This window comes from Streptomyces sp. NBC_01241, assembly GCF_041435435.1.
GTDB lineage: Bacteria > Actinomycetota > Actinomycetes > Streptomycetales > Streptomycetaceae > Streptomyces.
In genome coordinates this window covers 5,938,983-5,965,315 of record NZ_CP108494.1, presented here as the reverse complement: position 1 = coordinate 5,965,315, position 26,333 = coordinate 5,938,983, and the positions used below count along the sequence as shown (strand labels likewise).

24 protein-coding genes are annotated in these 26,333 nt (G+C 70.3%); 9 read left to right on the top strand and 15 right to left on the bottom strand.

The window, feature by feature from the left end:
• The first annotated feature begins 116 nt into the window (after positions 1–116).
• On the top strand, positions 117–1,058 hold the full coding sequence (gene sigJ, locus OG306_RS26870; RefSeq protein ID WP_371665674.1) for an RNA polymerase sigma factor SigJ: 942 nt from the start codon (positions 117–119) through the stop codon (positions 1,056–1,058).
• Positions 1,059–1,147: 89 nt separating this feature from the next.
• Here the strand turns inward: sigJ and OG306_RS26865 are convergent, their stop codons facing one another.
• From OG306_RS26865 to OG306_RS26845, 5 genes are all read right to left on the bottom strand, one after another.
• Positions 1,148–2,332: an RNA polymerase sigma factor gene (locus OG306_RS26865; protein ID WP_266752461.1), complete on the bottom strand. Its 1,185-nt coding sequence runs from the start codon at positions 2,330–2,332 to the stop codon at positions 1,148–1,150.
• 8 nt (positions 2,333–2,340) lie between these two features.
• Positions 2,341–2,748: a YciI family protein gene (locus OG306_RS26860; RefSeq protein ID WP_266748664.1), complete on the bottom strand. Its 408-nt coding sequence runs from the start codon at positions 2,746–2,748 to the stop codon at positions 2,341–2,343.
• 143 nt (positions 2,749–2,891) lie between these two features.
• Entirely contained in the window at positions 2,892–3,233 is a 342-nt protein-coding gene (trxA, locus tag OG306_RS26855; RefSeq protein ID WP_323183945.1) for a thioredoxin, read from the bottom strand.
• Between the two features lie 3 nt (positions 3,234–3,236).
• On the bottom strand, positions 3,237–3,641 hold the full coding sequence (locus tag OG306_RS26850) for a MerR family transcriptional regulator (RefSeq protein WP_266748663.1): 405 nt from the start codon (positions 3,639–3,641) through the stop codon (positions 3,237–3,239).
• Between the two features lie 109 nt (positions 3,642–3,750).
• Complete coding sequence (locus OG306_RS26845; protein ID WP_266748661.1) at positions 3,751–5,121, bottom strand: cation:dicarboxylate symporter family transporter; 1,371 nt, start codon at positions 5,119–5,121, stop codon at positions 3,751–3,753.
• A gap of 130 nt (positions 5,122–5,251) precedes the next feature.
• Between OG306_RS26845 and OG306_RS26840 the strand changes: the two genes are divergently transcribed.
• The 3 genes from OG306_RS26840 to OG306_RS26830 all read left to right on the top strand — a co-directional run bounded on the left by OG306_RS26840 (position 5,252) and on the right by OG306_RS26830 (position 8,463).
• A complete protein-coding gene (locus OG306_RS26840) occupies positions 5,252–6,976 on the top strand; it encodes a sensor histidine kinase (RefSeq protein ID WP_327349319.1) in 1,725 nt (574 codons plus the stop codon).
• Complete coding sequence (locus OG306_RS26835; RefSeq protein WP_266748658.1) at positions 6,973–7,647, top strand: response regulator; 675 nt, start codon at positions 6,973–6,975, stop codon at positions 7,645–7,647. The genes OG306_RS26840 and OG306_RS26835 overlap by 4 nt, the downstream gene beginning before the upstream one ends.
• Positions 7,648–7,824: 177 nt before the next feature.
• Positions 7,825–8,463: a helix-turn-helix domain-containing protein gene (locus OG306_RS26830; RefSeq protein ID WP_266752457.1), complete on the top strand. Its 639-nt coding sequence runs from the start codon at positions 7,825–7,827 to the stop codon at positions 8,461–8,463.
• A gap of 135 nt (positions 8,464–8,598) precedes the next feature.
• Here OG306_RS26830 and OG306_RS26825 read toward each other — a convergent pair whose 3' ends face one another.
• Positions 8,599–9,624 carry an ATP-dependent 6-phosphofructokinase gene (locus OG306_RS26825; protein ID WP_266748657.1) on the bottom strand — a complete coding sequence of 342 codons (1,026 nt, stop codon included), beginning with the start codon at positions 9,622–9,624 and terminating at the stop codon, positions 8,599–8,601.
• A 365-nt stretch (positions 9,625–9,989) separates the two neighbouring features.
• Between OG306_RS26825 and pta the strand changes: the two genes are divergently transcribed.
• From pta to pyk, 3 genes are all read left to right on the top strand, one after another.
• Positions 9,990–12,116: a phosphate acetyltransferase gene (pta, locus tag OG306_RS26820; protein ID WP_266748656.1), complete on the top strand. Its 2,127-nt coding sequence runs from the start codon at positions 9,990–9,992 to the stop codon at positions 12,114–12,116.
• 4 nt (positions 12,117–12,120) lie between these two features.
• Positions 12,121–13,371, top strand: a complete 1,251-nt coding sequence (locus OG306_RS26815; RefSeq protein ID WP_266748655.1) for an acetate kinase — start codon at positions 12,121–12,123, stop codon at positions 13,369–13,371.
• 74 nt (positions 13,372–13,445) lie between these two features.
• The gene (gene pyk, locus OG306_RS26810; RefSeq protein WP_266748654.1) at positions 13,446–14,876 is read left to right on the top strand and encodes a pyruvate kinase; all 1,431 of its coding nucleotides are present in this window, start codon (positions 13,446–13,448) and stop codon (positions 14,874–14,876) included.
• A 90-nt stretch (positions 14,877–14,966) separates the two neighbouring features.
• Here pyk and OG306_RS26805 read toward each other — a convergent pair whose 3' ends face one another.
• From OG306_RS26805 to OG306_RS26790, 4 genes are all read right to left on the bottom strand, one after another.
• Entirely contained in the window at positions 14,967–16,280 is a 1,314-nt protein-coding gene (locus OG306_RS26805; protein ID WP_266748652.1) for a hypothetical protein, read from the bottom strand.
• Positions 16,270–16,854, bottom strand: a complete 585-nt coding sequence (locus OG306_RS26800; RefSeq protein ID WP_266905376.1) for a DUF6114 domain-containing protein — start codon at positions 16,852–16,854, stop codon at positions 16,270–16,272. The genes OG306_RS26805 and OG306_RS26800 overlap by 11 nt, the downstream gene beginning before the upstream one ends.
• Before the next feature lie 96 nt (positions 16,855–16,950).
• Complete coding sequence (locus OG306_RS26795; RefSeq protein ID WP_266748650.1) at positions 16,951–17,589, bottom strand: DUF6230 family protein; 639 nt, start codon at positions 17,587–17,589, stop codon at positions 16,951–16,953.
• Between the two features lie 614 nt (positions 17,590–18,203).
• Complete coding sequence (locus OG306_RS26790) at positions 18,204–19,184, bottom strand: tetratricopeptide repeat protein (protein ID WP_266905378.1); 981 nt, start codon at positions 19,182–19,184, stop codon at positions 18,204–18,206.
• A gap of 319 nt (positions 19,185–19,503) precedes the next feature.
• Here OG306_RS26790 and OG306_RS26785 point away from each other — a divergent pair, with 319 nt between their 5' ends.
• Positions 19,504–20,133 (top strand): TetR/AcrR family transcriptional regulator, encoded by a 630-nt coding sequence (locus OG306_RS26785; protein ID WP_266748647.1) that lies wholly within the window; start codon positions 19,504–19,506, stop codon positions 20,131–20,133.
• A gap of 62 nt (positions 20,134–20,195) precedes the next feature.
• On the opposite strand, the gene OG306_RS26780 is transcribed toward OG306_RS26785, so the two are convergent.
• From OG306_RS26780 to OG306_RS26770, 3 genes are all read right to left on the bottom strand, one after another.
• A complete protein-coding gene (locus OG306_RS26780) occupies positions 20,196–21,896 on the bottom strand; it encodes an acyl-CoA mutase large subunit family protein (protein ID WP_266905380.1) in 1,701 nt (566 codons plus the stop codon).
• A 108-nt stretch (positions 21,897–22,004) separates the two neighbouring features.
• Positions 22,005–22,337, bottom strand: coding sequence for a DUF3817 domain-containing protein (locus OG306_RS26775; protein WP_266748644.1), 333 nt, complete (start codon positions 22,335–22,337; stop codon positions 22,005–22,007).
• A gap of 65 nt (positions 22,338–22,402) precedes the next feature.
• A complete protein-coding gene (locus OG306_RS26770) occupies positions 22,403–23,014 on the bottom strand; it encodes a TetR family transcriptional regulator (RefSeq protein WP_266748642.1) in 612 nt (203 codons plus the stop codon).
• Positions 23,015–23,158: 144 nt separating this feature from the next.
• Between OG306_RS26770 and OG306_RS26765 the strand changes: the two genes are divergently transcribed.
• Positions 23,159–24,097 carry a zinc-binding dehydrogenase gene (locus tag OG306_RS26765; protein ID WP_266748641.1) on the top strand — a complete coding sequence of 313 codons (939 nt, stop codon included), beginning with the start codon at positions 23,159–23,161 and terminating at the stop codon, positions 24,095–24,097.
• A 170-nt stretch (positions 24,098–24,267) separates the two neighbouring features.
• On the opposite strand, the gene OG306_RS26760 is transcribed toward OG306_RS26765, so the two are convergent.
• Both OG306_RS26760 and OG306_RS26755 read right to left on the bottom strand, forming a co-directional pair.
• Positions 24,268–24,777, bottom strand: coding sequence for a MarR family winged helix-turn-helix transcriptional regulator (locus OG306_RS26760; RefSeq protein ID WP_266748639.1), 510 nt, complete (start codon positions 24,775–24,777; stop codon positions 24,268–24,270).
• Between the two features lie 10 nt (positions 24,778–24,787).
• On the bottom strand, positions 24,788–26,269 hold the full coding sequence (locus OG306_RS26755; RefSeq protein ID WP_266905382.1) for an MFS transporter: 1,482 nt from the start codon (positions 26,267–26,269) through the stop codon (positions 24,788–24,790).
• Between the last annotated feature and the right edge of the window lie 64 nt (positions 26,270–26,333).

The following is a 26,333-nucleotide window of genomic DNA, read 5'->3' as shown; positions in this document are numbered from 1 at the left end:
GTCCCACCAGTCCGACGACGTAGCCACCGGGAATGTGAGGCGGCGCACCGGCCTTTCGCCGCGGTGTCTCGTCGAACATGGTGAAAACAGACTCGAACAAGGGAATCGTCGAGACCATGACCACCCGATCCGAGCCCAGACTCGGCCGACCCGATGCGAGCCTGAGCGCGATCACGAGCGAGCGTCGGCAACTGATCAATCTCGCCTACCGGCTCCTCGGCTCCCTGGCCGAGGCCGAGGATGCCGTACAGGAGACCTACGTCCGCTGGTACGCCATGTCCCAGCAGCAGCAGGAGGCCATCGAGTCCCCCGGTGCCTGGCTGACGAAGGTGGCCGGTCGCATCTGTCTCGACCTGCTCGGCTCGGCGCGGGCGCGGCGCGAGAGCTATGTGGGCGAGTGGATCCCGGAGCCGCTGCCCGACCGTACGGAGTGGATGAACGGGCGGCCGGGTGGCGGCAGGGGTGAACCGGTCGACCCGGCCGACCGCGTCACCCTGGACGAGTCGGTCGACATGGCCTTCCTCGTTGTGCTCGAATCCATGACCCCGGCCGAACGGGTCGCGTTCGTCCTGCACGATGTCTTCCGGTACCCCTTCACCGAAGTGGCCGCGATCGTCGGCCGAACGCCGGGGGCGTGCCGGCAGCTGGCGTCGTCGGCCCGCCGTCGTATCCGTGCGGCAGCGGCTCCGGTGGCTCCGACGACCCGGCAGGCCGGCGTCATCAGGGACTTCAAGCACGCGTGGGAGGCCAAGGACATCGCCGCCCTCGTCGGCCTGCTCGACCCCGACGCCACGATGATCGCCGACGGCGGCGGCCGGGTCGGTGCGGTGCTCCGCCCGGTCACAGGCGGCGAGCGCATTGCCCGCTACATCAGCGAGATCGGCGGCAAGGCACCCGGCCTGACGCTCCTGGAACGTTCGGTCAACGGCCGGCCCGGTCTGGTGGCGCAGCACGGCGGCGTCACCGTGACGGTGGCCGCGTTCGGCCTCGCGGACGACCGGATCACGCACATCTGGGCGGTGCGCAACCCCGAGAAGCTCCGGCCGTGGACCGTGTAGCGCGGCCCGTCCGACCGTCGAGACCGGCCGTGAAGCGCGCCCGTCGTCGCCGGGCTTCCCCGCCGGCAAGGCGTGAGCCGCGCGGCCCGTCAGCGACAGCCGCGGGCGTTGAGCCGGGCGGCCTGGCGGGTCAGGTGGTCGCGTTCGGCGAGGTTGGGGGCCTTCTGCGCCGCCTCGGCGTACAGCCGTGCCGCCGTCGCCAGGTCGCCGTCGCGCTCGTGGAGGTACGCCGCCACCGCGGCGTGGCGGGGGATGGGGTCTCCCCTGCTCGAGCGAAGCCGAGAGCTTGGGGAAGAGTCGTCCAGCGCCGCGAGCGCCGCCAGGCCGGCGCGCGGTCCGTCGGCCTCGCCGACGGCCACCGCGCGGTTGAGCCGGACGACCGGGCTGCCGGTCAGGCGCGCGAGCTCGTCGTACCACTCGACGATCTGCACCCAGTCGGTCTCCTCGGCGGTGGGCGCGTCGGCATGGAGCGCCGCGATGGCGGCCTGGGCCTGGAACTCGCCCAGTCGGTCGCGGGCGAGGGCCGCCTGCAGGATCTCGACGCCCTCGGCGATCGACTCGGTGTCCCACCGGCCGCGGTCCTGCTCGGCGAGCGGCACCAGGCTGCCGTCGGGCGCGGTCCGGGCGGCGCGCCGGGCGTGGTGGAGCAGCATGAGGGCGAGCAGCCCCGCCACCTCGGGGTGGTCGATCGCGGCCGCGAGCTGCCGGGTGAGCCGGATGGCCTCGGCGGCGAGGTCGACGTCGCCGGAGTAGCCCTCGTTGAAGACCAGGTAGAGGACGCGCAGCACAGTGGCGACGTCGCCGGGCTGGTCGAACCTCACGCCGGAGACGGTGCGCTTGGCCCGGCTGATGCGCTGCGCCATGGTCGCCTCGGGCACCAGGTAGGCCCGGGCGATCTGGCGGGTGGTCAGCCCGCCCACGGCGCGCAGCGTGAGCGCGACCGCGGACGACGGCGTCAGCGACGGGTGGGCGCACAGGAAGTAGAGCTGGAGCGTGTCGTCCACCGCGGGCGCGGGCCCGGGCGCCGGCTCCTCGTCGACGAGATCCTCACGCCGGCGGCGGGCGGTGTCCGCCCGGGTCGCGTCGAGGAACCGGCGCCAGGCCACGGTGACCAGCCAGCCCTTCGGGTCCCGCGGTGGGTCGGCCGGCCAGACGCGGACCGCCTCGACCAGCGCGTCCTGCACGGCGTCCTCGGCCGCCGCGAAGTCGGCTCCGCGGCGGACGAGGATCCCGAGCACGCTCGGCGTGAGGCTCCGGAGCAGGGCCTCGTTCATCTGGGAAGTCACTCCGTGATGGTGGGCGGCGCGGCCAGGAACGGGCGCACCTCGAGCCACTCGTGGATCGGCTTCCCGCCCGCCCCGGGTGCGGCCGACAGTTCCCCGGCCAGTTCGACGGCGCGCTCGTAACTGTCGACGTCGATCACCATCCAGCCGGCGATGAGGTCCTTGGTCTCGGCGAACGGGCCGTCGGTGACCGGCGGGCGCCCCTCGCCGTCGTACCGGACCCACGTCCCCTCGGGGGCGAGCGCCTGAGCGTCGACGAACTCGCCGGTCCCTTCGAGCCGGACCGCGAAGTCCTGCATGTACTGCACGTGCGCCGAGATCTCCTGTGGCGTCCACTGGTCCATGCAGACGTCATTGACCGGAGCCGGGGCGCCGCGGTAGTGCTTGAGCAGCAAGTACTTGGCCATCGTGATTCTCCTCGATGCTGGTGCGACCCATTCTGGTCGCGTTCACTGCGAGGACGGAGCCGGCCACGGGTTCTCGACATCTCCGTGCGAAATCGGCGGCCGCATTTTCTCGGGCGTATGCCCCTGCCTCACGATGCCCCGCCTCACACCGCCTCGAACACGTCCTCCAGTTCCTGGAGCAGCCGGCGCTTGGGGCGGGCGCCCACCATCGACTTCACGGGTTCGCCGGAGCGGAACACCATCAGGGTCGGCATCGACAGGACCGCGTACCGGCTCGCGATGCCCGGGTTCCGGTCGACGTCGATCTGGACGATCTTGATGCGCCCGGACTCCTCGGCGGCTACGGCGCTGAGCACCGGGGCGAGCTGGCGGCACGGGCCGCACCAGTCGGCGGTGAACTCGACCAGTACGGGGAGGCCGGCCGTAAGGACCTCCGTATCGAAAGTGGTGTCCGTGACCTCGGCCACGCCTTCTGCCTGAATCATCTGTCATCCTCCCAGTTCACAACGTGGTTCGGGGCCGCCCGGAAGCTCCGCCTCGGCCTCCAGCTCGGCCTTCGCGAGCTGGGCGCCCACGTGGACGCGTACCGCCTGGAGCTGTCCGATGAGCGCGTCGAGCTCGCCGAGCTTGCGCCGGTAGACGGCGAGCGAGGCGGGGCAGGCGTCACCGGCCGGGTGACCGGCGCGCAGGCACTCGACGAACGGGCGGGTCTCCTCCAGTTCGAACCCGAAGTCCTGGAGGGTCCGGATCTGCTGGACAAGCCGCAGATCGTCCTCGTCGTACGCGCGATAGCCGTTGCCCGCCCGTCGCGCGGGCAGCAGTCCGCGCGACTCGTAGTACCGCAGAGTCCGTGTGGTCGTTCCGGCCCGTTCGGCCAGCTCCCCGATGCGCATGTCCTCGACCGTAGACCTTGACGCGGACGTCAGGGCAAGGAGAACGCGGCAGGGCCGTCGCGGGTGCTTCCGCGACGGCCCTGCCGTTTGGTACCGGGTCCCGGGTTGGCTACGCCTTCGCCGCGGCGGGCTCCTGGTCGCTGTCCCGCGGCTGCGGAACGGTGCCCGTGTCGTCGCCGTGGTCGGCTTCCTGGTTGAGCATCTGGTCGTTCCACGGGAGCGCGCCGGAGAGGACCTGGTCGACCCGCTCCTTGTCGATCTCCTTGGTCCAGGTGCCGACGAGGACGGTGGCGACCGCGTTGCCCGCGAAGTTCGTCATGGCGCGGGCCTCGCTCATGAAGCGGTCGATGCCGACGATCAGACCGACGCCGTCGACCAGGCCGGGGCGGTGCGACTGGAGGCCGCCCGCGAGGGTGGCGAGGCCCGCGCCGGTGACTCCGGCCGCGCCCTTCGAGGCGACGATCATGAAGAGGAGGAGCGAGATCTGCTCACTCGCGCTCAGCGGGTTGCCCATCGCGTTGGCGATGAAGAGCGAGGACATCGTGAGGTAGATCGCGGTGCCGTCGAGGTTGAAGGAGTAGCCGGTCGGCACGGTGATGCCGACGACGGGCCTGCTTACGCCGAGGTGCTCCATCTTCGCGATGAGCCGCGGCAGGGCGGACTCCGACGAGGAGGTGGAGAGGATCAGCAGGAACTCGCGGCCCAGGTACTTCAGCAGCGAGATCAGGTTGACCCCGGCGACCAGTCGCAGAATCGTGCCGAGCACCACGAAGACGAAGATCGCGCAGGTGACGTAGAAGCCGACCATGATGATCGCGAGCGACTTCAGCGCGTCGACACCGGTCTCGCCGACCACCGCCGCCATCGCGCCGAACGCGCCGACCGGGGCCGCCCACATGATCATGGCGAGGATGCGGAAGACGAGGCGCTGGATGTGGCCGATGCCGCGCAGGACCGGCTCGCCCGCCGAGCCCATGGCCTGGAGCGCGAAGCCCGCGAGGAGGGCGATGAGCAGGGTCTGCAGCACCTCACCGCCGGTGAAGGCGGAGACCATCGTCGTCGGGATGATGCCGAGCAGGAAGTCCACGGTGGACTCGCTGGCGCCCGCCGCCTGCTTCTCGCCGGCGGCGCGTACCGCTTCGGTGAGGTGGAGGCCCTGGCCGGGCTCCAGGATGTTGCCGACGAGCAGGCCGATCGCGAGCGCGACGGTCGACATCACCAGGAAGTAGCCGAGGGCGAGGCCGCCGACCGCGCCGACCTTGGCGGCCTTGCGCACCGATCCGACGCCCAGCACGATCGTGCAGAAGATGATGGGCGAGATCATCATCTTGATGAGGTTCACGAAGCCGGTACCGATCGGCTTGAGTTCGACGGCGACGCCCGGGGCCACGAAGCCCACGAGAATGCCGAGACCCACAGCCGCAATCACGGCGAGATACAGATAATGCGTACGGTCCCGCTTGGCGGCTGCCACTCCCACGGGGGTCTCCTCGGTTCGTCCTGGTCGCTCCCCCGTCCCTGGGGGTCCCGGCGACTATCCCTCCGCTTGTGATGCCGGTCACGGTTGCGTGCATTTCGTTCATATGTTTTCGGCCAGGCAGACTGGTGCCATGCGTTTCCCCCGTCCCCGTACCCGCCCGCGCAGCCTGGCAGGCCAGCTCTTCGCCATGCAGGTGGTACTGGTCGCCGCCGTGGTGGCGGGGTGCGCGTTCTTCGCCTACGTCTCCGGCAGCGGGCAGGCGAAAGAGACCGCGACCCGGCAGGTCACGGCGGCGGCGCTGGCGATCGCCGACTCGCCGTCCGTACGGGAGGCGATCCGCACCCCGGACCCGTCCGCCGTGCTCCAGCCGTACGCGGAGAAGGTCCGCGGGGACACCGGGATCGCCTTCGTCACGATCATGTCCCCGCAGCGGGTCCGCTGGACGCACCCGGACACGAACCGGATCGGGGAGGAGTTCCTCGGGCACACCGCGCGGGCGCTGCGCGGCGAGACGTTCACGGAGACGTACACCGGCACGCTCGGTCCCTCGATCCGGGTCGTCACCCCGGTCCGGGACGGCGGCCGGATCACCGGCCTGGTCAGCGCGGGCATCACGGTCGACCGGGTCTCCTCGCAGGTGCGGGCGCAGCTCGGGGCGCTGGGGCTGGCGGCGGGCGGGGCGCTGGCGCTCGGCGGCATCGGCACGTATGTGATCAACGCCCGGCTGCGGCGGCACACGCACGGCATGAACGCCGCCGAGCTGAGCCGGATGCACGACTACCACCAGGCCACGCTGCACGCGGTACGCGAGGGACTGTTGATGCTCGACGGGCAGCGCAGGATCGCGCTGATCAACGACGCCGGCCGGGAGCTGCTCGGTCTCGAACCGGGTGCGGTCGGGCGCAGGGTCGCCGAACTGGATCTGCCGGCGCGGCTGACCGGTGCACTGCTCGCATCGGAGGAGCGGGTCGACGAGCTGCATCTGACGGCGGACCGGGTGATCGTGGTCAGCACCCGTCCGGTGGTGGGCGGCGAGCAGCGCGGCACGGTCGTGACGCTGCGCGATCATACGGAGCTCCAGGCGCTGTCCGGGGAGCTGGACTCCGAGCGGGGGTTCACCCAGGCACTGCGCTCGCAGGCGCACGAGGCGGCGAACCGGCTGCACACCGTCGTCTCGCTGATCGAACTGGGCCGGGCGGAGGAGGCGGTCGGTTTCGCCACCGCCGAGCTGGAGCTGGCCCAGACCCTCACCGACCGGGTGGTGGGCGCGGTCGCCGAACCGGTGCTGGCGGCGCTGCTGCTGGGCAAGGCCGCGCAGGCGAACGAGCGGGGTGTGGAGCTGGTGCTCGCGGACGACAGCCTGATCGACGACGGCGCCCTGCACACGACGCTGCCGCACCGGGACCTGGTGACGATTCTCGGCAACCTGATCGACAACGCGGTGGACGCGGCTTCGGAAGCGGCGACGGATGCGTCGGGTACGGGGGCCGGTGCGGCCGGTACGGGGGACGGTGTGGCCGTGCCCGCTCAGCGGGGAGCGACCGGGCCGGGCCGGGCCGCCCGTGCCCGGGTCACCGTCACCGCGCTCGCCGAAGAGGGCGAGCTGCTGCTGCGGGTCGCCGACACCGGGGCCGGGATCGATCCGGCCGATGCCGCCGAGGTGTTCGACCGGGGCTGGTCGACGCACGGAGCAGGCCGGGGCATCGGGCTGGCCCTCGTACAGCAGGCCGTGCACCGCAACGGCGGGACGGTCGCGCTGGACCGCGGCCCGGACGGCGGTGCGGAGTTCACGGTACGACTGCCCCTGGCCGGCGGCGGCCGCACGACGCACACGACGAAGGAGGCCACCGCGTGATCCAGGTACTGGTCGTCGAGGACGACCCCGTGGCCGCGGACGCCCATCAGCTGTACGTGGGCCGTGTCCCCGGATTCGCGGTGGCCGCGGTCGCGCACTCGCGCGCGGAGGCGGTGCGGGCGCTGGAGCGTACGCCGGTCGATCTGCTGCTCCTGGATCTGTACCTGCCGGACGGGCACGGTCTGCAACTGCTGCGCTCGTTGCGCGCGGCCGGGCACTCGGCCGATGTCATCGCGGTGACGTCGGCGCGTGATCTGGCGGTGGTCCGGGAGGGGGTCTCGCTCGGTGTCGTCCAGTACGTGCTGAAGCCGTTCACCTTCGCCACCCTGCGCGACCGGCTCGTCCGCTACGCCGAGTTCCGCGCGGCGGCCGGCGAGGCGAGCGGCCAGGACGAGGTGGACCGGGCGCTCGGCGTCCTGCGCGCACCGCAGCCGACCCGGCTGCCGAAGGGGCTGAGCGGTCCGACGCTGGAGGCCGTCACCCGCGTCCTGCGGGCCGCAGCGGACGGGGTCACGGCAGGCGCCGCCGGGGCGGAGCTGGGCATCTCGCGGATCACGGCGCGCCGCTACCTGGAACATCTGGTGACGGTGGGGCGCGCGGTGCGCAGTCCGCAGTACGGTCAGATCGGGCGCCCGGAGCTGCACTACCGATGGGTGGCCCAGGAGCGCTGACCGTACGGCCCCCGGCCTGCGGCACCAAGGCCGGACAGGTCCTAGATGTTCCTACAAGCCGTGATATCGGTGGAACACACCGTAGTCAGTCCACACGGTGACTCCTACGGTGGGGCCGTGCACCCCTCTCCGCCCTTCAATGCCCCCGCCGCGCGCCGGCTCCGCGAGGCCCTGGGGATGCTTCCCGGCCATGTCGCGTACGGTCTCGGAGCGCAGTACGGACTCCGTGTCAGCACCGAGACGGTGGTCGCCTGGGAACGCGGGCTGGCTGTCCCCGGCGAGTACGAACTCACCGCGCTGGCCGGAGTGTTGTGGTGCTCACCGGGTGAGCTGCTCACCGCCGCGCGCACCCTGCGCGAGCACCGGATGTCCCGGGAGCTGGCGGTGGAGGAACTGGCGCGTCTGCTGGGGCTGACCACCTCCGCGTATCTGCGGATGGAGGAGGCAGGGCGCTGGCGCGGCAACGAACGCCAGTCCGAGGCGCTCAGCGAGGTGCTGGGGCTGACCGCCGCCGGGTTCGTGACGGTGTCCGGCCGGGAGGAGGAGCTCGCCGACCTGTTGCGTGCGGCGGTGAAGACACGCTGGCAGGCCCATGTCCGTCCGGTGGCGAAGCTGGTGCCGTTGGAGCGCGGCTTCCTGCGGGACGTACTGGAACAGCTGTACACCGACTACCAGGCGCTGATGGTGTCGACGCTGAGCTGGAGCAGCACGGGTACGGAGCGGGCCGGATCGACGGGGGATGCGGGACGGGCGTTCCTGACACAGATCGTGGAACGGTTCTGGCAGGCGGCGGGGGTACGGGGGACGACCGTCTGAGCCGCCCGGCTTCCAAGCGGCCCCGACCGTCCACGGGAGACAGTCGGGGCCGCCGGTCAGCTCCTGCGAAGCCGTCGCGCCCGTCAGGGCCGGGAGGGGCTGGAGGGCTGAAAGGGGCTGGAGGGCTGGGAGGGACTAGAAGACCGACTCCGCCTCGTCCATCCGGTCCGCGGGCACCGTCTTGAGCCGGGTGATGGCGTCGGCGAGCGGAACCATCTTGATGTCGTTGCCGCGCAGCGCCGTCATCCGGCCGAAGTCGCCCCGGTGCGCGGCCTCCACCGCGTGCCAGCCGAAGCGGGTGGCGAGCACCCGGTCGTACGCGGTCGGCGTGCCGCCGCGCTGCACGTGGCCGAGAATGACCGGCCGGGCCTCCTTGCCGAGCCGGGTCTCCAGCTCGATGGCCAGCCGGTTGCCGATGCCCTGGAAGCGCTCGTGACCGTACTGGTCGATCTCGCCCTTGGCGTACGGCATCGAGCCCTCGGCCGGGTGCGCGCCCTCGGCGACGCAGATGACCGCGAACTTCTTGCCGCGTGCGAAGCGCTCCTCGACCATCTTGACCAGGTCCTCGACCTGGAAGCGGCGCTCGGGGAGGCAGATGCCGTGCGCGCCGCCCGCCATTCCGGACTCCAGCGCGATCCAGCCGGCGTGGCGGCCCATCACCTCGACGACCATGACCCGCTGGTGCGATTCGGCGGTGGTCTTGAGCCGGTCTATGGCTTCGGTGGCGACGCCCACCGCCGTGTCGAAGCCGAAGGTGCGGTCGGTGGCGGAGATGTCGTTGTCGATGGTCTTGGGGACGCCGACGACGGGCATTCCGGCGTCCGACAGCATCCGCGCGGCCGTGAGGGTGCCTTCGCCGCCGATCGGGATGAGGGCGTCCATGCCGTAACGGCGGCTGAGCTCGGCGCAGTTCTCGGCGGCCTCGCGCAGCCGGTCGCGCTCCAGCCGGGCCGAGCCGAGGATGGTGCCGCCGCGGGCGAGGATGCCGCTGACCGCGTTGAGGTCGAGGGGGCGGAAGTGGCCGTCGAGGAGTCCCTTGAACCCGTCCTCGAAGCCGATGACCTCGTCCCCGTGCCCCACCACGGCTCGGTGCACGACCGACCGGATCACTGCGTTCAGGCCCGGGCAGTCGCCGCCTGCGGTGAGAACTCCGATGCGCATCGTGCTGTATCTCCTGCTCGCTGGTGACGTTCGATTCGGGGACGACTACAGAATCCCCCGTGAGAATCCCCCGTACTGTGAGCCATGTCGATTGTCCCACGTCAGGTCTGGACCTCGCGCTCCCCACCGCTCCCCGTCGCTCCGCGGATCCCCGCACGGGTGTTCCGCCGGGTGCGACAGGCCCTCCGGGCAGGGGTCCGGCGTGGCCTGCGGCAGGCCCTCCGGCGAGTGCGTACGTGAGGTCCGAGGCAGGCCGTACGCCCCTGGCTCAGGGCCCTTCGCCCGGCGGGCGGCGCCCGAGCCCCCGCAGGTATCGTCAACATGGCAATACCATCCCAAACCACAATCTGGACGGGAGAGCACGCGTGACGCGCAGCGTGTACGTGACGGGAATCGACCGGGGAGACGGCCGCCAGGTCGTCGATCTTGGAGTCATGGAGCTCCTGACGCGTCAGGTGGACCGGGTCGGGGTGTTCCGGCCGCTCGTCCACGACGGACCCGACCGGCTGTTCGAACTGCTGCGGGCCCGCTACCGCCTCCCCCAGGACCCCGAGTCGGCCTACGGCCTGGATTACCACGAGGCGTCCGCGCTCCAGGCGGAGCAGGGCACCGACGAGCTGGTCTCCCGGCTCGTCGAACGCTTCCATCGGGTGGCCCAGAAGTACGAGGTGGTGCTGGTACTCGGCACCGACTTCGCCGCCACCCAGCTCCCCGACGAGCTGGCGCTCAACGCCCGGCTCGCCAATGAGTTCGGCGCCTCGGTGATCGCGGTGGTCGGCGGGACGGGCCAGACCGCGGAGTCCGTGCGGGCCGAGACCCGCAATGCCTACCGGGCGTACGCGGGCCTGGGCTGCGACGTCCTCGCGATGATCGTGAACCGGGTGGCGGCCGAGGACCGCGACGCCATCGCGGAGCGGCTGGCGGCCCGGTTGCCCGTCCCCTGTTCGGTGCTGCCCGACGACGCGGCGCTCTCCGCGCCGACCATCGCCCAGATCGCCTCGTCGCTCGACGCCACGGTGCTGCTCGGCGACGACTCCGGGCTGGCCAGGGACGCGCTGGACTTCGTCTTCGGCGGGGCGATGCTGCCGAACATGCTGAAGGCGCTGACGCCGGGCTGTCTGGTGGTCACGCCCGGGGACCGGGCGGATCTGGTGGTCGGTTCGCTGGCCGCGCACACCGCCGGGACCCCGCCCATCGCCGGTGTGCTGCTGACCCTGGACGAACGCCCCGGCGAGGAGATACTCCAGCTGGCCGCGCGGCTCGCACCGGGTACGCCGGTCCTCTCCGTGGCCGGCGGCTCCTTCCCGACCGCCGGGCAGCTCTTCGCCCTGGAAGGCAAGTTGAACGCGGGGACGCCCCGCAAGGCGGAGACCGCGCTGGGTCTCTTCGAGCGCCACGTGGACACCGGCGCGCTGCTGGAACGAATCTCGCTGGCCCGTAGCGGCCGCGTCACCCCGATGATGTTCGAGCACGAGCTGCTGGAGCAGGCCCGCGCCGTGCGGCGCCGCGTCGTCCTGCCGGAGGGCACCGAGGAACGGGTGCTGCGCGCCGCCGACGTACTGCTGCGCCGCGACGTCTGCGACCTGACCCTCCTCGGCGACGCCGACGTCATCCGCAAGAAGGCCGCGGACCTCGGCATCGATCTCGCCGGGACACAGCTCATCGACCCTCAGACCTCCGAGCTGCGCCAGGTCTTCGCCGAGCGGTACGCGCAGCTGCGCGCGCACCGCGGGGTCACGGTGGAGCTGGCGTACGACGTCATCGCGGACGTCAACTACTTCGGCACCCTGATGGTCCAGGAGGGGCTCGCCGACGGCATGGTCTCCGGGGCGGTGCACTCCACCGCGGCGACGATCCGCCCGGCGTTCGAGATCATAAAAACCAAGGGGGCCGAGCGAAGCTCGTCAGGCAGGGCGGTGGCGGGCGACGGGAGGGCCCAGGCGGACGCCTCGATCGTGTCGTCCGTCTTCTTCATGTGCCTCGCCGACAAGGTCCTGGTGTACGGCGACTGCGCGGTGAACCCGGACCCGGACGCGGAGCAGCTCGCGGACATAGCGGTGCAGTCGGCCGCCACCGCCGCCCGGTTCGGTGTGGAGCCGCGGATCGCGATGCTGTCGTACTCGACGGGTACTTCGGGATCGGGCGCCGATGTCGACAAGGTGCGCGAGGCGACGGACCGGGTCCGGGCGAGCAGACCGGACCTCATGATCGAGGGCCCGATCCAGTACGACGCCGCGGTGGAGCCGAGCGTCGCCGCGACGAAGCTGCCCGGCTCCGCGGTGGCGGGGCAGGCGACGGTGCTGATCTTCCCGGACCTGAACACCGGCAACAACACCTACAAGGCCGTGCAGCGCTCGGCGGGCGCGGTGGCCGTCGGACCGGTGCTCCAGGGGCTGCGGAAGCCCGTCAACGATCTGTCCCGGGGTGCGCTCGTCCAGGACATCGTCAATACCGTGGCCATTACGGCGATCCAGGCGCAGGGCGAGGAGTGAACGGATGACCACCCCGACCACGGAGGGTTCTGCCCCGACGGGCGCGTACCGTGTGCTGGTCCTCAACTCCGGCTCCTCGTCGGTGAAGTATCAGCTGCTGGACATGAGCGACCGCTCCCGGCTCGCGGTCGGGCTGGTCGAGCGGATCGGCGAGGAGACCTCCCGGCTGGTGCACACCCCGCTGGTCGGTGGAGGCGCCGAGCCGCGCGAGCGAATCGGTCCGATCGCCGACCACGAGGCCGCGCTGAAGGCGGCGGCCGACGAGCTGGCGGCCGACGGGCTGGGCCTGGACTCCCCCGCGCTGGCGGCGATCGGTCACCGGGTGGTGCACGGCGGACTGCGGTTCACCGAGCCCGTCGTGATCGACGACGAGGTGCTGGACGAGATCGAGCGCCTGGTCCCGGTGGCCCCGCTGCACAATCCGGCGAACATCGTCGGCATCCGTACCGCACAGGCCCTGCGTCCCGACCTTCCGCAGGTGGCGGTCTTCGACACGGCGTTCCACACGACGATGCCGGAGTACGCGGCGAGGTACGCGATCGATGTGGAGACCGCTGACGCGCACCGCATCCGGCGCTACGGCTTCCACGGCACCTCGCACGCGCATGTCTCCCGCAAGGCCGCCGAGCTGCTGGGACGTACGCCCGAGGAGGTCAATGTCATCGTGCTGCACCTGGGCAACGGCGCCTCGGCGTCGGCGGTGGCGGGCGGCCGGTGCGTGGAGACCTCGATGGGGCTGACGCCGCTGGAGGGGTTGGTGATGGGCACGCGTTCCGGCGATATCGATCCGGCCGTCACCTTCCACCTGCGGCGGGTGGCGGGGATGTCGACGGACGAGATCGACGAGCTGCTGAACAAGAGGAGCGGCCTGGTCGGGCTGTGCGGTGACAACGACATGCGGGAGATCCGGCGCCGGATCGACGAGGGCGACGAGCGTGCGGCGCTGGCGTTCGACATCTATGTGCACCGGCTGAAGAAGTACATCGGCGCCTATTCGGCGGTCCTCGGGCGAGTGGATGCCGTGGTGTTCACGGCGGGTGTCGGGGAGAACTCGGCGCCCGTGCGGGAGGCTGCGATCGCCGGTCTCGAGGAGCTCGGCCTGGTGGTGGACGCGGATCTGAACGCCGTACGGTCCGGCGCACCGCGGCTGATCTCGCCGGACTACGCACGGGTCGCGGTCGCCGTGGTCCCGACGGACGAGGAACTGGAGATCGCGGTCCAGACCTTCGCGCTTCTCGGACAGGTCCACAACTGAGCACCCCCGCGCCCCTTTGTACCTTCCACCAGACGGAATATTCCGCAGCGAAACAAACCGATAGGATCCGCCTCATGCGCCGTTCCAAAATCGTCTGCACACTCGGTCCCGCCGTCGACTCCCATGAGCAGCTCGTCGCTCTGATCGAGGCCGGCATGAGCGTGGCCCGTTTCAACTTCAGTCACGGCAGCCACGAGGAGCACCAGGGCCGTTACGACCGGGTCCGCAAGGCCGCCGTCGAGACCGGTCGTGCGGTCGGCGTGCTCGCCGACCTCCAGGGCCCGAAGATCCGCCTGGCGAAGTTCGCCGAGGGCCCCGTCGAGCTGGTCCGCGGGGACGAGTTCACCATCACCGCGGAGGACGTTCCCGGCGACAAGTCGATCTGCGGCACGACCTACAAGGGCCTGCCCGGCGATGTCACCAAGGGCGACCCGATCCTGATCAACGACGGCAACGTCGAGCTGAAGGTCATCGCGATCGACGGCCCGCGGGTCCGGACGATCGTCATCGAGGGCGGCGTCATCTCCGACCACAAGGGCATCAACCTGCCCGGTGCGGCGGTCAATGTCCCGGCGCTGTCCGAGAAGGACGTCGACGACCTGCGGTTCGCCCTGCGGATGGGCTGCGACCTGGTGGCGCTCTCCTTCGTGCGGGACGCCAATGACGTCAAGGACGTCCACAAGGTGATGGACGAGGAGGGCCGCCGGGTCCCCGTCATCGCCAAGGTGGAGAAGCCGCAGGCGGTCGAGCACATGGAGGGCGTCGTCATGGCGTTCGACGGTGTGATGGTCGCCCGTGGCGACCTGGCCGTGGAGTACCCCCTGGAGAAGGTCCCGATGGTGCAGAAGCGCCTCGTGGAGCTCTGCCGGCGGAACGCCAAGCCGGTGATCGTGGCGACCCAGATGATGGAGTCGATGATCACCAACTCGCGGCCGACCCGCGCCGAGGCGTCCGACGTCGCCAACGCGATCCTGGACGGCGCGGACGCGGTCATGCTGTCCGCCGAGTCCAGCGTGGGCGCGTACCCGATCGAGACGGTCAAGACGATGTCGAAGATCGTCGTCGCCGCCGAGGAGGAGCTGCTCTCCAAGGGCCTCCAGCCGCTGGTCCCGGGCAAGAAGCCCCGCACCCAGGGCGGGTCGGTGGCCCGTGCCGCCTGCGAGATCGCGGACTTCCTGAACGGCAAGGCACTGGTCGCCTTCACCAAGTCCGGTGACACGGCCCGCCGTCTCTCCCGCTACCGTGCGGCGCAGCCCATCCTCGCCTTCACCACGGACGAGTCCACCCGCAACCAACTCGCCCTGAGCTGGGGCGTGGAGGCCCATGTCGTCCCGCACGTGGACAACACGGACGCGATGGTCGACCTGGTCGACGGGGAGCTGATGAAGCTCGACCGCTACAACGAGGGCGACACGATGGTCATCACGGCCGGCTCGCCCCCCGGCATCCCGGGCACGACGAACATGGTGCGGGTGCACCATGTCGGTGGCGGCGCGCGCGACTGACGCGCCCGGTGCCCGTAAGGCCGTGGGCCGCACTCCTTCCGGAGTGCGGCCCACGGCCTTTGTACGGCTCCCGAACGGTTCGGTGTGTTGCTAGCTGTTGCCGCCGGTGAAGTAGTTGTGCAGCCCGGGCACCTTGAGCGTGCCGCCGAACTGGCCGGCCTGGGTCACCTTGACGTTGCTGAAGAAGGCGAAGGGCACGTTCAGCGGCGGCGGGGTCTGCGGGCTGAAGGTGACCGGGATGAGGCCGAAGAGGTTGCCCTTCAGCTCCTCGGTGTACATCGTCACCGTGCCGTTGCGGATGGTGGACGTGGAGCCCTTCCGCGCCTCGACATGGCCCGTCGTGCCGGCCGGACCGACTGTCAGCTGGTGGAGGTCCTTGATGTCGACGGACTTGGCCGTGAACTTCAGCACCTTCTTCGTGGTGCCGTCGCCCTTCTTCACCTCGACGATGCCCTTGTAGTCGAGGCCGCCCAGGGTCAGCATCGAACTCTCCAGGATCCACGGCTCGTTCGGCAGCAGCGGGATGCCCTGCTCCAGATCGGCCGCGGCCAGCGCCTCGGGGTCGGCGGTCGGACACGGGAAGCGCTCCTTGGCGCCGTCCGGGATGTCCTCGTCCTTCTTCGCGTCGAGTCCCTTGACGCTCTCGTCGAGCTCCTCGACCGGCTTGCCGGCCTTCTCCGCCGCGTCGCGGATGGCAGCGGCGGTCTTGTCGACCGTCTCCTTCGCGGCGTCCGTCGCCTTCTCGACGGGCTTCGCGACAGGCTTCTCGACGAGCTTGGCCGCGTCGCTCTCCGACGGCTTCGGGGACGCTGTGGTGGCGCTCGGGGACGGGCTCGCCGTCTCCTTGGCCGGTCCGTCGAAGAGGTCCTTGAGCGCGTCGCCGACACCCAGCGGGTCGAGCGGGTTCGTCGATTTCGTGGGGGTGGGCGAGGCGCTCGGCGTGGCGGCGGGCGCCTGGGCGGACTTGGGCTCGGCCTCGACGGACTTAGGCTCGGCCTGGACGGACTTGGGCTCAGCCTCGACGGTCTCGCCGGCCGACGGGGTGGCCGAGGGCTTCGGCGTCGCCGCGTCGCCCTTGTCACCGGACTCGGAGGCGGACGGGGACGGGGACGGCGACTTCGTCTCCGACGCGGACGGTGACGGCGACTCGCTCGGCTCGTCGGAGCGGGTCACGCAGGGACCGGGCGCGAACGGGATGTCCATGCTGTCGTCGGCCAGCGCCAGCTTGGGGGTGAGCCCCATGCCCACGAAGACGGCCGTCGGCATCGCGGCGAGGGCGAAGGCCTTGCCCGCGGGTATGTGCAGCTTCGTCAGCAACGACTTCCGGGGGGCCGCGTGGCGCGGTCCGGTTCTCGTCCGGACGTCCTCCCCGGTCGCGTTCAGCTGCGTCTCGTCACCCCGCACTGTTCCTCCCGCCGTTGGCGTCAACAATTCCGCTCGGGACGTCGTCGCTCCAGGGAGCGCCACCCGGGTCGTACGCCGCCGTGGCGCGTTGCTCCGGCAGTTCGACGCCGGCTGCTTCCCCGCCCTGCGGCTCTTCGGCCTGCTTGCCGGCCGTGTGCCCACCGGACTCCGTCTCGGCCCCGGGCTCACCCGGGGCCCATGACAGCGCGAGACAGCCGCCGACCAGAGCGAACAGGAACCCGAGGAAGAAGCCGCCGAGGTTGGACACCGGGATGGAGACCAGCGCGAGCAGGATCGTGGCGACACCGGAGAACACCCGGACGATCTGCTGGTACCACATGGTCAGGCCGAGGGTGACCAGCAGTACACCGATGATCAGTGAACCCGCGCCGGCGGTGGTTGCCATGGCCAGCGTCAGATGGCCGAGCTTGAGATTCGCGTACGGAAAATATGCGATCGGACCGCCACCGAGCGCGGTGAAAAGACCCGCCCAGAAAGGCCGGGTTTGCCGCCAGTCACGGAACCGCAGCCTCCAGTAGGTGAAGTCGCGGGTGCCTGTGGTCTCGGCGCTCATGGAAAACAGCTCCCTGGAACCGGTCGTGCTGTGAAAAGAAGAAGGGAGTCGGACGGGCGGAGCGGCGTGACCGCCCCGCCCGTCCGGGCGGAGTGCTTAGTAGCACTCCTTGACGCCGTTGTAGAGCTTCATGCTCAGACCGCTCAGCTTGAAGGTTCCGGCCGTGGTGGCCCACGCCGTCTGCCGCACGTTCCGCAACTGGGCGCGTTTCGCCTGCTGGGCGAAACCGTTCTCGAAGACGTTCTCGTTGGCCTTGATCGCCGGACCCTTCCGGGCGTCCCTGGCCGCAACACCGATGTCGATGTTGGAGAACTCGGCATCTGCCTTGAGGTCGGCGACGTCGATGTACAGGTTCTCGGCCGAGACCGGGGTCCCGTTGCCGCCGGCCTTCAGCTGAAGGCTGACCGAGCCGAGGATCGGGATGTCCGGCGTGACGACGGACTGGCACATCTTGGTGATCTCGGCCGTCCGGAACGACGAGATCGCGACCGGGTGCATGGTCTTCTTGTCACCCTTCAGCTCCGCGTAGCCGGCGTCTATGCCGCCGTACTGCGAGAAGCCGTGGCCGTCGAGGTAATCGGCCGACACCTTGAACGACTGGCCGGACACGCTGAACGACGCGGCGAGCGCACCCTGCGCGAGGGCCACGCCGACCGCGGCGGTCGCGGCAACACTCGGCACCATGACCAGAGCGAAGCGCTTCCATCTGGTGCCGCCACGAACCTGGGAACTCATAATTTTCCTCCTTCTCGGACGTACATCTCCGGTCCGGGCCTGGCCCGTCCTGGGATGGGAGAAGTGCTACGTCCTCGGCAAGGAGAGCGCCCGCGTACGGAGGCAGGAACCGCGTCCGAATCACCGGCGATCACCCCCGAGCGACAACCACTGGCCACGCAATCGCGCAACCTGATCGGACAGGCCCTGCCGGACGGCAGGAACCCCCCTGTCCGGAGTCGGCACCACTGCCGCCGACCCACTCGGTGGGGACCCAACAGGGCCGCCGCGCCGACTGGCAGCCGGGCTGGCGTTATTGGACCGAGCGTGGCCGATCGTGGTGCATTCGCGCCCGCCGCACAAGGGGTTCGTTACTCGCTAGTAATGGCCCGATAACCGAGCCGCGACCGGGTGATACCACCCGACCACACAGGGTGGCACCGAACGGAAGGACGAAAGGGAGAATCGGGGCCGTTATACGGACAGATCCCGAGTGGTGATTTACTGCGAGTAACAGGCGACACTTTTATCAAGATTTGGTAAAGCGAAGTCGCCTCTTATCGCTCTGATCGCGAAAACGGCCGTGGCACCCCGGGGCACCACGGCCGTGTTGTCACATCAGGACAAGACCCGCGTCAGAACAGGACGCGCGCCAGCGCCGTACGCGCCCCGACGACCCGCGGGTCGTCGGGGCCGATCACCTCGAACAGCTCCAGCAGCCGCAGCCGCGCCGCGTCCCTGTCGTCACCGAAATTACGGCGCACCGTCTCGACGAGCCGCCCGAAGGCATCCTCGACATGACCGCCGACGAGATCCAGATCGGCGGCCGCGAGCTGCGCCGCGAGGTCGGCCGGCTTCTCCGCGGCGTCCTGGCGGACCCGCTGCGGGTCGATGTCCTTGACCCGGGCGAGCAGTTCGGCCTGGGCGAGACCGAGCTTGGCCTCGGTGTTAACCGGGTCTTCGGCGAGGACGTTCTTGTACGCCTGGACGGCACCGGGGAAGTCGCTGGCGTCCAGGGCCTGTACGGCTGCTTCGAGCAGGGCGTCGTACGGCCCGGCGGGCACCTCGGCCGGAGCCTGACCGGCTCCCTCGGCGGCGGCCGCGTCCTGGTCGACCGCGATCCCGGTGAGACCGAACCGCTCCTCGGCGACCTGGATCAACTGATCCAGCGTCTGCCGGATCTGGGCCTCGGGGGCCGCGCCCTGGAAGAGCGGGAGGGCCTGCCCGGCGACGACGGCGAAGACCGCCGGAATACCCTGGATGCCGAACTGCTGCATCAGCATCTGGTTGGCGTCGACATCGACCTTGGCCAGCACGAAGCGGCCGTTGTAATCGTGGGCCAGCCGCTCCAGGAGCGGTCCCAGCTGTTTGCACGGCTCGCACCACTCGGCCCAGAAGTCGATGACGACCGGGACTTCCGTGGAGCGCTGCAGGACATCGCTCTCGAAGCCCGCCTCATCGACATCGATCACCAGGGCGGACGGCGATACGGCACCGCCACCACCCTGCCGGGCGGCCTCGGCACGGGCCTGCTCCGCCTTCACCTTGGCCTCGCCGGCCGCCTTCACCGCGGCGAGGTCGACGACGCCGCTCATGGACATGTTCCTAGGCTGCATACGTACATCCTCCCCCCTTGGCGCACCGATACGGAAAGCGATACGAGAACCCCACCCGTCCGTAGTCCCCGCCGGCGTGCGGGGCGCCCGGACGGATGCGGCCCGAGGGCCCCTGAAAGGCCCTGTTCGGCGCCGGGTCCCCACCCAGTGCCTGTGGCTGTCGTTCGGTCGTGGCGCAACGAACGGGATGACCGCCGCCCTTACGCTACGACCCGTAGCGTAACTGCCCTGCACCCCTCGCGCAGCAAGTGTGTTCGGTGATCTGTCTCACGGCGAACGGGGCCGGTCGGCACTACTTACTGACCGGTATGGTCACGGCATGCTGAGCCACAGCCACCCCGAACCCCCTCGAACGGGACGCCCGCGCAGCGCCGCGGCCGATGAAGCGATCCTGGAGGCGACCAGAGCCTCCCTGGTGGACCTCGGCTGGTCGAAGCTGACGATGGGGGATGTGGCGACGCGGGCGGGTGTCGCCAAGACGACCCTGTACCGGCGCTGGGCGGGCAAGAACGAACTGGTCGTTGACGCCGTCGCGGTTCTCTTCGACGAGCTGGAACTGCCCGATCTGGGCAGCCTGTCGGCCGATGTGCAGGCGGTGGTGCTGCAGTTCGCCGTGCTGCTGGAGCGGCCGGAGGCCCGGACGGCGCTGATGGCGGTGGTCGCGGAGTCGACACGCGACGAGGCGCTGCGGACCCGGATCCGCGACTCGATCGTGTACCGGCAGAAGCGACTGGTGCTTCAGGGGCGTCAACGGGCCCAGGAGCGCGGGGAGTTGCCCGTCGAGCAGGACGAGAAGCGGGCGGCGGCGACCGCCGATCTGATCTTCGATGTGATCGCCGGCGCGGTCGTGCACCGGGCCCTGGTGAGCGCCGAGCCCATCGACGCGGACTGGGCCCGGCGCTTCACCGTGCTGCTGCTCGCGGGGCTGGGGGCGGCGGCCTCCGCGTGACGGGGCGGACCGCTGCCGCCCGCCTCCTTCCTCGGCCGCCGAACGCGGCCACCGACCGCCCGTCAGAAGCCGGGCGGCTCCGTGTAGGTGCCCCACTCGTCGCGCAGGACCCCGCAGATCTCACCGAGCGTCGCCTCGGCCCGTACCGCGTCGAGCATCGGGCCGATCATGTTGGAGCCGTCGCGGGCGGCGGCCAGCATCGCGTCCAGCGCCGACTTCACCCGGGCGTCGTCGCGCGCGTCCTTGCGGTCGCCGAGCACCCGGACCTGCTCGCGCTCCACCTCGTGGCTGACGCGCAGGATCTCCAGGTCGCCGGTGACCGAGCCGTGGTGGACATTGACGCCGACGACGCGTTTGTCGCCCTTCTCCAGCGACTGCTGGTACTGGAAGGCGGACTCGGCGATCTCGCCGGTGAACCAGCCGTCCTCGATGCCGCGCAGGATGCCGGAGGTGATGGGCCCGACGGGGTGCTGCCCGTCGGGATGGGCCCGGGTGCCGCGCTCCTTGATCTGGTCGAAGATCTTCTCGGCGTCGGCCTCGATCCGGTCGGTGAGCTGCTCGACGTACCAGGAACCGCCCAGCGGGTCGGCCACATTGGCGACGCCGGTCTCCTCCATCAGCACCTGCTGGGTGCGCAGCGCGATCTCCGCGGCCTGCTCGGAGGGGAGCGCGAGGGTCTCGTCGAGGGCGTTGGTGTGCAGCGAGTTGGTGCCGCCGAGGACGGCGGAGAGCGCCTCGACCGCGGTGCGTACGACGTTGTTGTACGGCTGCTGGGCGGTGAGCGAGACACCGGCGGTCTGGGTGTGGAAGCGGAGCCACTGCGCCTTGTCGGTCTTCGCGCCGTAGGTCTCCTTCATCCAGCGGGCCCAGATCCGGCGGGCCGCGCGGAACTTGGCGATCTCCTCGAAGAAGTCGAGGTGCGCGTCGAAGAAGAAGGAGAGGCCGGGCGCGAAGGTGTCGACGTCCAGCCCGCGGGAGAGGCCGAGCTCCACGTAGCCGAAACCGTCGGCGAGCGTGTACGCGAGCTCCTGCGCGGCCGTCGCCCCGGCCTCGCGGATGTGGTAGCCGGAGACGGAGAGCGGCTTGTACGCGGGGATGTCGCGGGCGCAGTGCTCCATCAGGTCGCCGATGAGGCGCAGATGGGGTTCGGGCTGGAAGAGCCACTCCTTCTGCGCGATGTACTCCTTGAAGATGTCGGTCTGGAGCGTGCCGTTGAGCACGCCCGGGTCGACGCCCTGGCGCTCGGCGGCGACCAGGTACATGCAGAAGACGGGGACGGCGGGTCCGCTGATCGTCATGGACGTCGTGACGTCGCCGAGGGGGATGCCCTTGAAGAGGACCTCCATGTCGGCGGCGGAATCGATGGCCACACCGCAGTGCCCGACCTCGCCGAGCGAGCGGGGGTCGTCGGAGTCGCGGCCCATCAGCGTCGGCATGTCGAAGGCGACGCTGAGCCCGCCGCCGCCCGCGGCGAGGATCATCTTGTAGCGCTCGTTGGTCTGCTCGGCGTTGCCGAAGCCGGCGAACTGGCGGATGGTCCAGGTCCGGCCGCGGTAGCCGGTCGGGTGGAGCCCCCGGGTGAAGGGGTACTCGCCGGGCCAGCCGATCCGCTCGAATCCCTCGTACGTGTCCCCGGGGCGGGGGCCGTACACGGGCTCCACGGGGTCCCCGGAGAGTGTGGTGAAGTCCGCGTCACGCTTGCGGGCCTTGTCGTAACGGGCCTGCCAGCGGCGGCGGCCCTCCTCGATCGCGTCAGCGTCCATACAATCGAATTTACTAGGACGTCCTAGTAAATGTCGATGGCAAACCGCCCGGTGCTTTGCACGGGGCGGTTCGGGTGGTGCGGTTCGGGCCGGGCCCGGCCGGGCGACTCAGGCCTTGACGGTGACGGGAGAACCGTCGGCGACCAGCGGCCCGACCTCGCGGACGACCTTGCGCTCGACGAAGAACGCGGCCGTCGGGATGGTGCCGGAGATCAGCACCCAGAGCAGCTTGCCCACCGGCCACTTCGCCTTGGAGCCGAGGTCGAAGGCGAAGATCAGGTAGATGATGTAGAGCACACCATGGATCTGGGAGACGACGAGCGTCAGATCCTTGCCCATGTCGAAGCCGTACTTGAAGATCATGCACAGACACAGGATCAGCAACATGACGGCGGTGACGTAGGCCATCACCCGATAGCGGGTCAGCACGCTGGGTTTCATGGAATCGAGCGTAACCGGACGCCCGGGGCGATCTTGCAGCGGGCCGGACCCGGGCGAGCCCGGACTCAGCTCCGGTCCAGCCACTCCTGGAGCACGTCGCAGAGCGGGGCAAGTCCCACGTCCATCTGGTGCAGCAGCCGGTCCGGCGACTCCTCCGTCCCTTGCCAGCTGCGGAGTGTGGCGAGGAAGGCAGCCTGGAGCGCACCGCCGATGCCGGCAGGGACGATGCCGTCCGGATCGGCCCCGGTGCGGTGCGCCACATACCCGGCGACGGCACGCGCCCAGCTCAGCCACTGGGCCGACTCCTCGGAGCGCAGCTCCACCGAGGTGTCCAGAATGGTGAACCGCTTCAGCCAGATGCCCCGCTCGTCGACAGAGTCGCGCAGCGCCTCGACGACGCAGGCACGGATCACCGTCAGGGCGGGGGCATCCGGCTCCGCACGGGCGAGCAGCTCGCGAAGCCTCTGGGTGTGGTCGTCGAAGGCGGACCAGATGATCTGCGACTTGGAGTCGAAGTAGCGGAAGAAGGTCGTTCTGCCGACACCGCAGGCCTCGGTGATCATCGCGATGCTGGTCCCGGCGTAGCCGTGGCGGAGGAAGAGCTCGACGGCCTCCACCTCGATCTTCTCCCGCGACGAGGCGGGCGGCCGCCCTCGCGGCCGCCTCGTGTCTCCCATACCGGCTGCTCCTCTCCATTCGGAGGCACACGTTCCGACTATTTTCGGGACCGGGTACCGTTAATTACGTCGCAGGTGACGCCCGTGCGCGCCGCCGCCGACGCACGTATGACGTCACAGCAACTGAACCAGAAGGAATCGATCATGAAAGCATGGCAGTTCACCGAGGTCGGGCAGCCCCTCTCGCTGCACGAGATCCCCGAGCCGGAGGCGGGGGCCGGTGAGATCGTCATCGACGTGAAGGCCGCCGGGCTCTGCCACAGCGACGTCGGCTTCCTGGACGGCACCCTCACCTCGCTGCTGCCGTTCCGGCCGATCACCCTGGGGCATGAGATCGCGGGCGTGGTGTCCGTGGTCGGTTCGGGTGTATCACGCTTCCGTGTCGGGGACAGGGTCGCTGTGCCCGCCGCGATCGAAGGACCCGGCACCTCGTCGAACGGTGGCTTCCAGAGCAGGGTCGCGGTCCGCGAGGAACTGGTGATCCGGCTGCCCGACGCCATCGCCTGGGACCAGGCGGCCGCGGCGACCGATGCGGGGCTGACCTCGTACCACGCCGTGGTCGTACAGGGCGGCGTGACGGCTGGGACCAAGGTCGGCGTCATCGGCTTCGGCGGGCTCGGCTCGTTGGGGGCGCAGGTGGCTCTCGCGGTCGGTGCCGAAGTCTATGTCGCCGAGAAGAACGAGAAGGTGCACGCCTTCGCCCGCGAGCTCGGGGCGAAGAAGGTCGTGAAGGACATCACGGAACTCGCCGACGAGAAGCTGGACGTCGTCGTGGACTTCGCCGGCTTCGGAACCACGACCGCGGGTGCGGTCGACACGGTCCGGCGGGACGGGCGCGTGGTGCAGGTGGGCCTCGGAGTCGCGGAAGGCACCATCAACCTGCAGCAGCTGACCCTCAACCAGGTCGTCCTCATCGGCTCCCAGGCCGGGACCATCGAGGACTGCGAGGCGGTGGTCGGACTCATCGCCGAGGGCAAGGTGACCTCTCGCATCACCCGCATCGGCTTCGACGCGATCGGCGACGGGATCGGCCGGCTGGAGCGGGGCGAGGTCATCGGGCGGCTCGTCGCCGTGTACGAGTAGACCGCATACGAGTGCGCCGTGCACGAGCGGGGGGCGCACAAGCAGGAGGACCCGCTCGGAACGCGGCGGCCGGGTGCGTCCGCGCAGGAGGACCCGCCGGGCGCGGCACGGCAGCCCTCCGGCGCGGCCGGCCGGGGGCCGCGCACCGGGTCCGGCGGCCGGAAGGGCTGTCAGGCCTCTTCGAAATCATGGGCCGCGATCCGCAGCGGCCGCAGCATGGCGAAGATCTCCGCGCACTCCTCGGCGTCGTACGCCCCGAGCCCGAACTCCATGTCGACCAGGTCCTTGGTCGCCGCCTCGACGACCTCGCGGCCCTTGTCGGTGATGGAGGCAAGGGTGCCGCGGCCGTCGTTCGGATTGGGGCGCTTGGCGACCAGCCCGGAGCGGACCAGCCGGTCCACGGTGTTGGTGACGGAGGTCGGGTGGACCATGAGCCGCTCACCGATCTTGGACATCGGCAGCTCGCCGGCCTTGGAGAAGGTGAGCAGCACCAGCGCCTCGTAACGGGCGAAGGTCAGTCCGTACGGTTTGACGACCGCGTCGACCTCGGCGAGCAGGATCTGCTGGGCGCGCATGATCGAGGTGATCGCCCCCATCGAGGGCACCGGACCCCAGCGCTGCTGCCAGAGTTCGTCGGCGCGGGCGATGGGATCGAAGGGGAGACGGAGCGGCTTCGGCACGGCACCGACCTTACCCACTGGTCATATGCTGGTCATCACTGTCTCGAACCTCGGTCCGAATTCGGGGTGCGGATGCCGTGCGGCTGACCTCGCGGACGAGCAGGAGCGTGCACACCGTACCGATCACGGCGGCTCCGGCGACCACCTGATGGACGGGAAGGAATTCGGCGGCCAGCCCGGCAAGGGCCATGCCGATGCCCTGGACCGTCATCAGCCCCGCGGTCTGCAGGGTCATCGCCCGGCCCCGCAGCTCCTCGGGCACTGCTTCGACGAACCACTGGTCGAGGCCGATGACGTATGCCGCCCCCACCCCGGCCAGTGCGAGCGCGGCCATGGTCAGGGGCAGGCCGGGGCGGAGCCCGTACAGCAGGAGCGGCAGGAGCCCGGCGACGGCGGCCGGCAGCACGATCCGGGAGCGGGCGCGCGGTGTGAGCACGCCGCCCACGTACAGCTCCGCGACGATGTTGCCGATCGGCATCGAGCACATCAGCAGCCCCAGCGCGGCCCGGCCGGCCCCGATCTCGTCGGCGTACGGTGCGGCGAGCGCCTCCGGTGCCACGACGAACATGGGCGGCACCCAGAAGAGCAGCGTCAGCGCGCGGATCCTGCGGTCGGCGAAGACGGTGCGCGCTCCCGCGAGTGAGTCCTTGAGCAGATTGCCCCCGTCGCCGCTGTCGCCGGTCCGGGCGGGCCGGTTCCGGGTGCCGAAGCGGAGCAGGGCCGCCGAGGAGAGGAAGGTCACGACGGTGATCGCGATCGCCTCGCGCGCGGAGACCACGGTGAGCAGCACTCCCCCCGCGCCGAAGCCGATCAGCAGCGCGCTCTGCGAGACGATCCGCAGCAGCGAGCGGCCCAGTACATAGAGATCGCCCTCGCCGAGAATGTCGGTGAGCGCGGCCATCCGTGTGCCGGTGAAGACGGGTGACACGAGCGCGACGGCGCAGCGCAGGGCGAGGAGCCCGCCGACGGGGGTGCCGGGCAGCACCATGACGGCGACGCAGCCCGCGCAGAGCAGATCGCAGGTGACCAGGACCCGGCGGGCGGGGTAGCGGTCGGCGACCCCGGCGAGGAGCGTGCCGCCGATCAGGTACGGCAGCAGGCCGAGCGCGAAGGTGAGGGCGCTGAGCAGCGGCGAGTCGGTGAGGTCGTAGACGAGGACGGTGAGCGCCAGCTCGCTGACCATCAGGCCCATGAGGGAAAGCAGATGAGCGGTGAATACGGCCCGGAACTCCCGTACGGCGAAGACGGCGCGGTAGCCGCGGGACGTGCCGGGGTCCGCGGCGGCCGGGGCCCGGAGCGCGGGCGACGGGTTCGGGTCAATGGGGTCGGCGCGCTCCGGGGAGGGGGCCGGCGACGGCTCCGGTCCTGCGGGGTGGGCGTCCGCTCGGCGGCGTGCGGCTGACGGTTCGTGGGAAGTCCGACCCGTCGGGCCGTCCGGGGTGTCCGCCGCGTCGTGGGGGCTGCCCATCAGGTCGGGGCTGTTGCTCGGCATGGGCGCAGCTTGAAGGAGCAACACCCTCGTTCCGTAGACTTTCGGCCCAAACCGAATCTTGACG

What these genes read in the sequence shown, in the direction of transcription:
- sigJ (WP_371665674.1), top strand. Translation starts at nt 117, where the DNA reads ATGACCACCCGATCCGAGCCCAGACTCGGCCGACCCGATGCGAGCCTG.
- OG306_RS26865 (WP_266752461.1), bottom strand. Translation starts at nt 2,332, where the DNA reads ATGAACGAGGCCCTGCTCCGGAGCCTCACGCCGAGCGTGCTCGGGATC.
- OG306_RS26860 (WP_266748664.1), bottom strand. Translation starts at nt 2,748, where the DNA reads ATGGCCAAGTACTTGCTGCTCAAGCACTACCGCGGCGCCCCGGCTCCG.
- trxA (WP_323183945.1), bottom strand. Translation starts at nt 3,233, where the DNA reads ATGATTCAGGCAGAAGGCGTGGCCGAGGTCACGGACACCACTTTCGAT.
- OG306_RS26850 (WP_266748663.1), bottom strand. Translation starts at nt 3,641, where the DNA reads ATGCGCATCGGGGAGCTGGCCGAACGGGCCGGAACGACCACACGGACT.
- OG306_RS26840 (WP_327349319.1), top strand. Translation starts at nt 5,252, where the DNA reads ATGCGTTTCCCCCGTCCCCGTACCCGCCCGCGCAGCCTGGCAGGCCAG.
- OG306_RS26830 (WP_266752457.1), top strand. Translation starts at nt 7,825, where the DNA reads ATGCTTCCCGGCCATGTCGCGTACGGTCTCGGAGCGCAGTACGGACTC.
- OG306_RS26825 (WP_266748657.1), bottom strand. Translation starts at nt 9,624, where the DNA reads ATGCGCATCGGAGTTCTCACCGCAGGCGGCGACTGCCCGGGCCTGAAC.
- OG306_RS26815 (WP_266748655.1), top strand. Translation starts at nt 12,121, where the DNA reads ATGACCACCCCGACCACGGAGGGTTCTGCCCCGACGGGCGCGTACCGT.
- pyk (WP_266748654.1), top strand. Translation starts at nt 13,446, where the DNA reads ATGCGCCGTTCCAAAATCGTCTGCACACTCGGTCCCGCCGTCGACTCC.
- OG306_RS26800 (WP_266905376.1), bottom strand. Translation starts at nt 16,854, where the DNA reads ATGAGCGCCGAGACCACAGGCACCCGCGACTTCACCTACTGGAGGCTG.
- OG306_RS26795 (WP_266748650.1), bottom strand. Translation starts at nt 17,589, where the DNA reads ATGAGTTCCCAGGTTCGTGGCGGCACCAGATGGAAGCGCTTCGCTCTG.
- OG306_RS26790 (WP_266905378.1), bottom strand. Translation starts at nt 19,184, where the DNA reads ATGCAGCCTAGGAACATGTCCATGAGCGGCGTCGTCGACCTCGCCGCG.
- OG306_RS26785 (WP_266748647.1), top strand. Translation starts at nt 19,504, where the DNA reads ATGCTGAGCCACAGCCACCCCGAACCCCCTCGAACGGGACGCCCGCGC.
- OG306_RS26780 (WP_266905380.1), bottom strand. Translation starts at nt 21,896, where the DNA reads ATGGACGCTGACGCGATCGAGGAGGGCCGCCGCCGCTGGCAGGCCCGT.
- OG306_RS26775 (WP_266748644.1), bottom strand. Translation starts at nt 22,337, where the DNA reads ATGAAACCCAGCGTGCTGACCCGCTATCGGGTGATGGCCTACGTCACC.
- OG306_RS26770 (WP_266748642.1), bottom strand. Translation starts at nt 23,014, where the DNA reads ATGGGAGACACGAGGCGGCCGCGAGGGCGGCCGCCCGCCTCGTCGCGG.
- OG306_RS26765 (WP_266748641.1), top strand. Translation starts at nt 23,159, where the DNA reads ATGAAAGCATGGCAGTTCACCGAGGTCGGGCAGCCCCTCTCGCTGCAC.
- OG306_RS26755 (WP_266905382.1), bottom strand. Translation starts at nt 26,269, where the DNA reads ATGCCGAGCAACAGCCCCGACCTGATGGGCAGCCCCCACGACGCGGCG.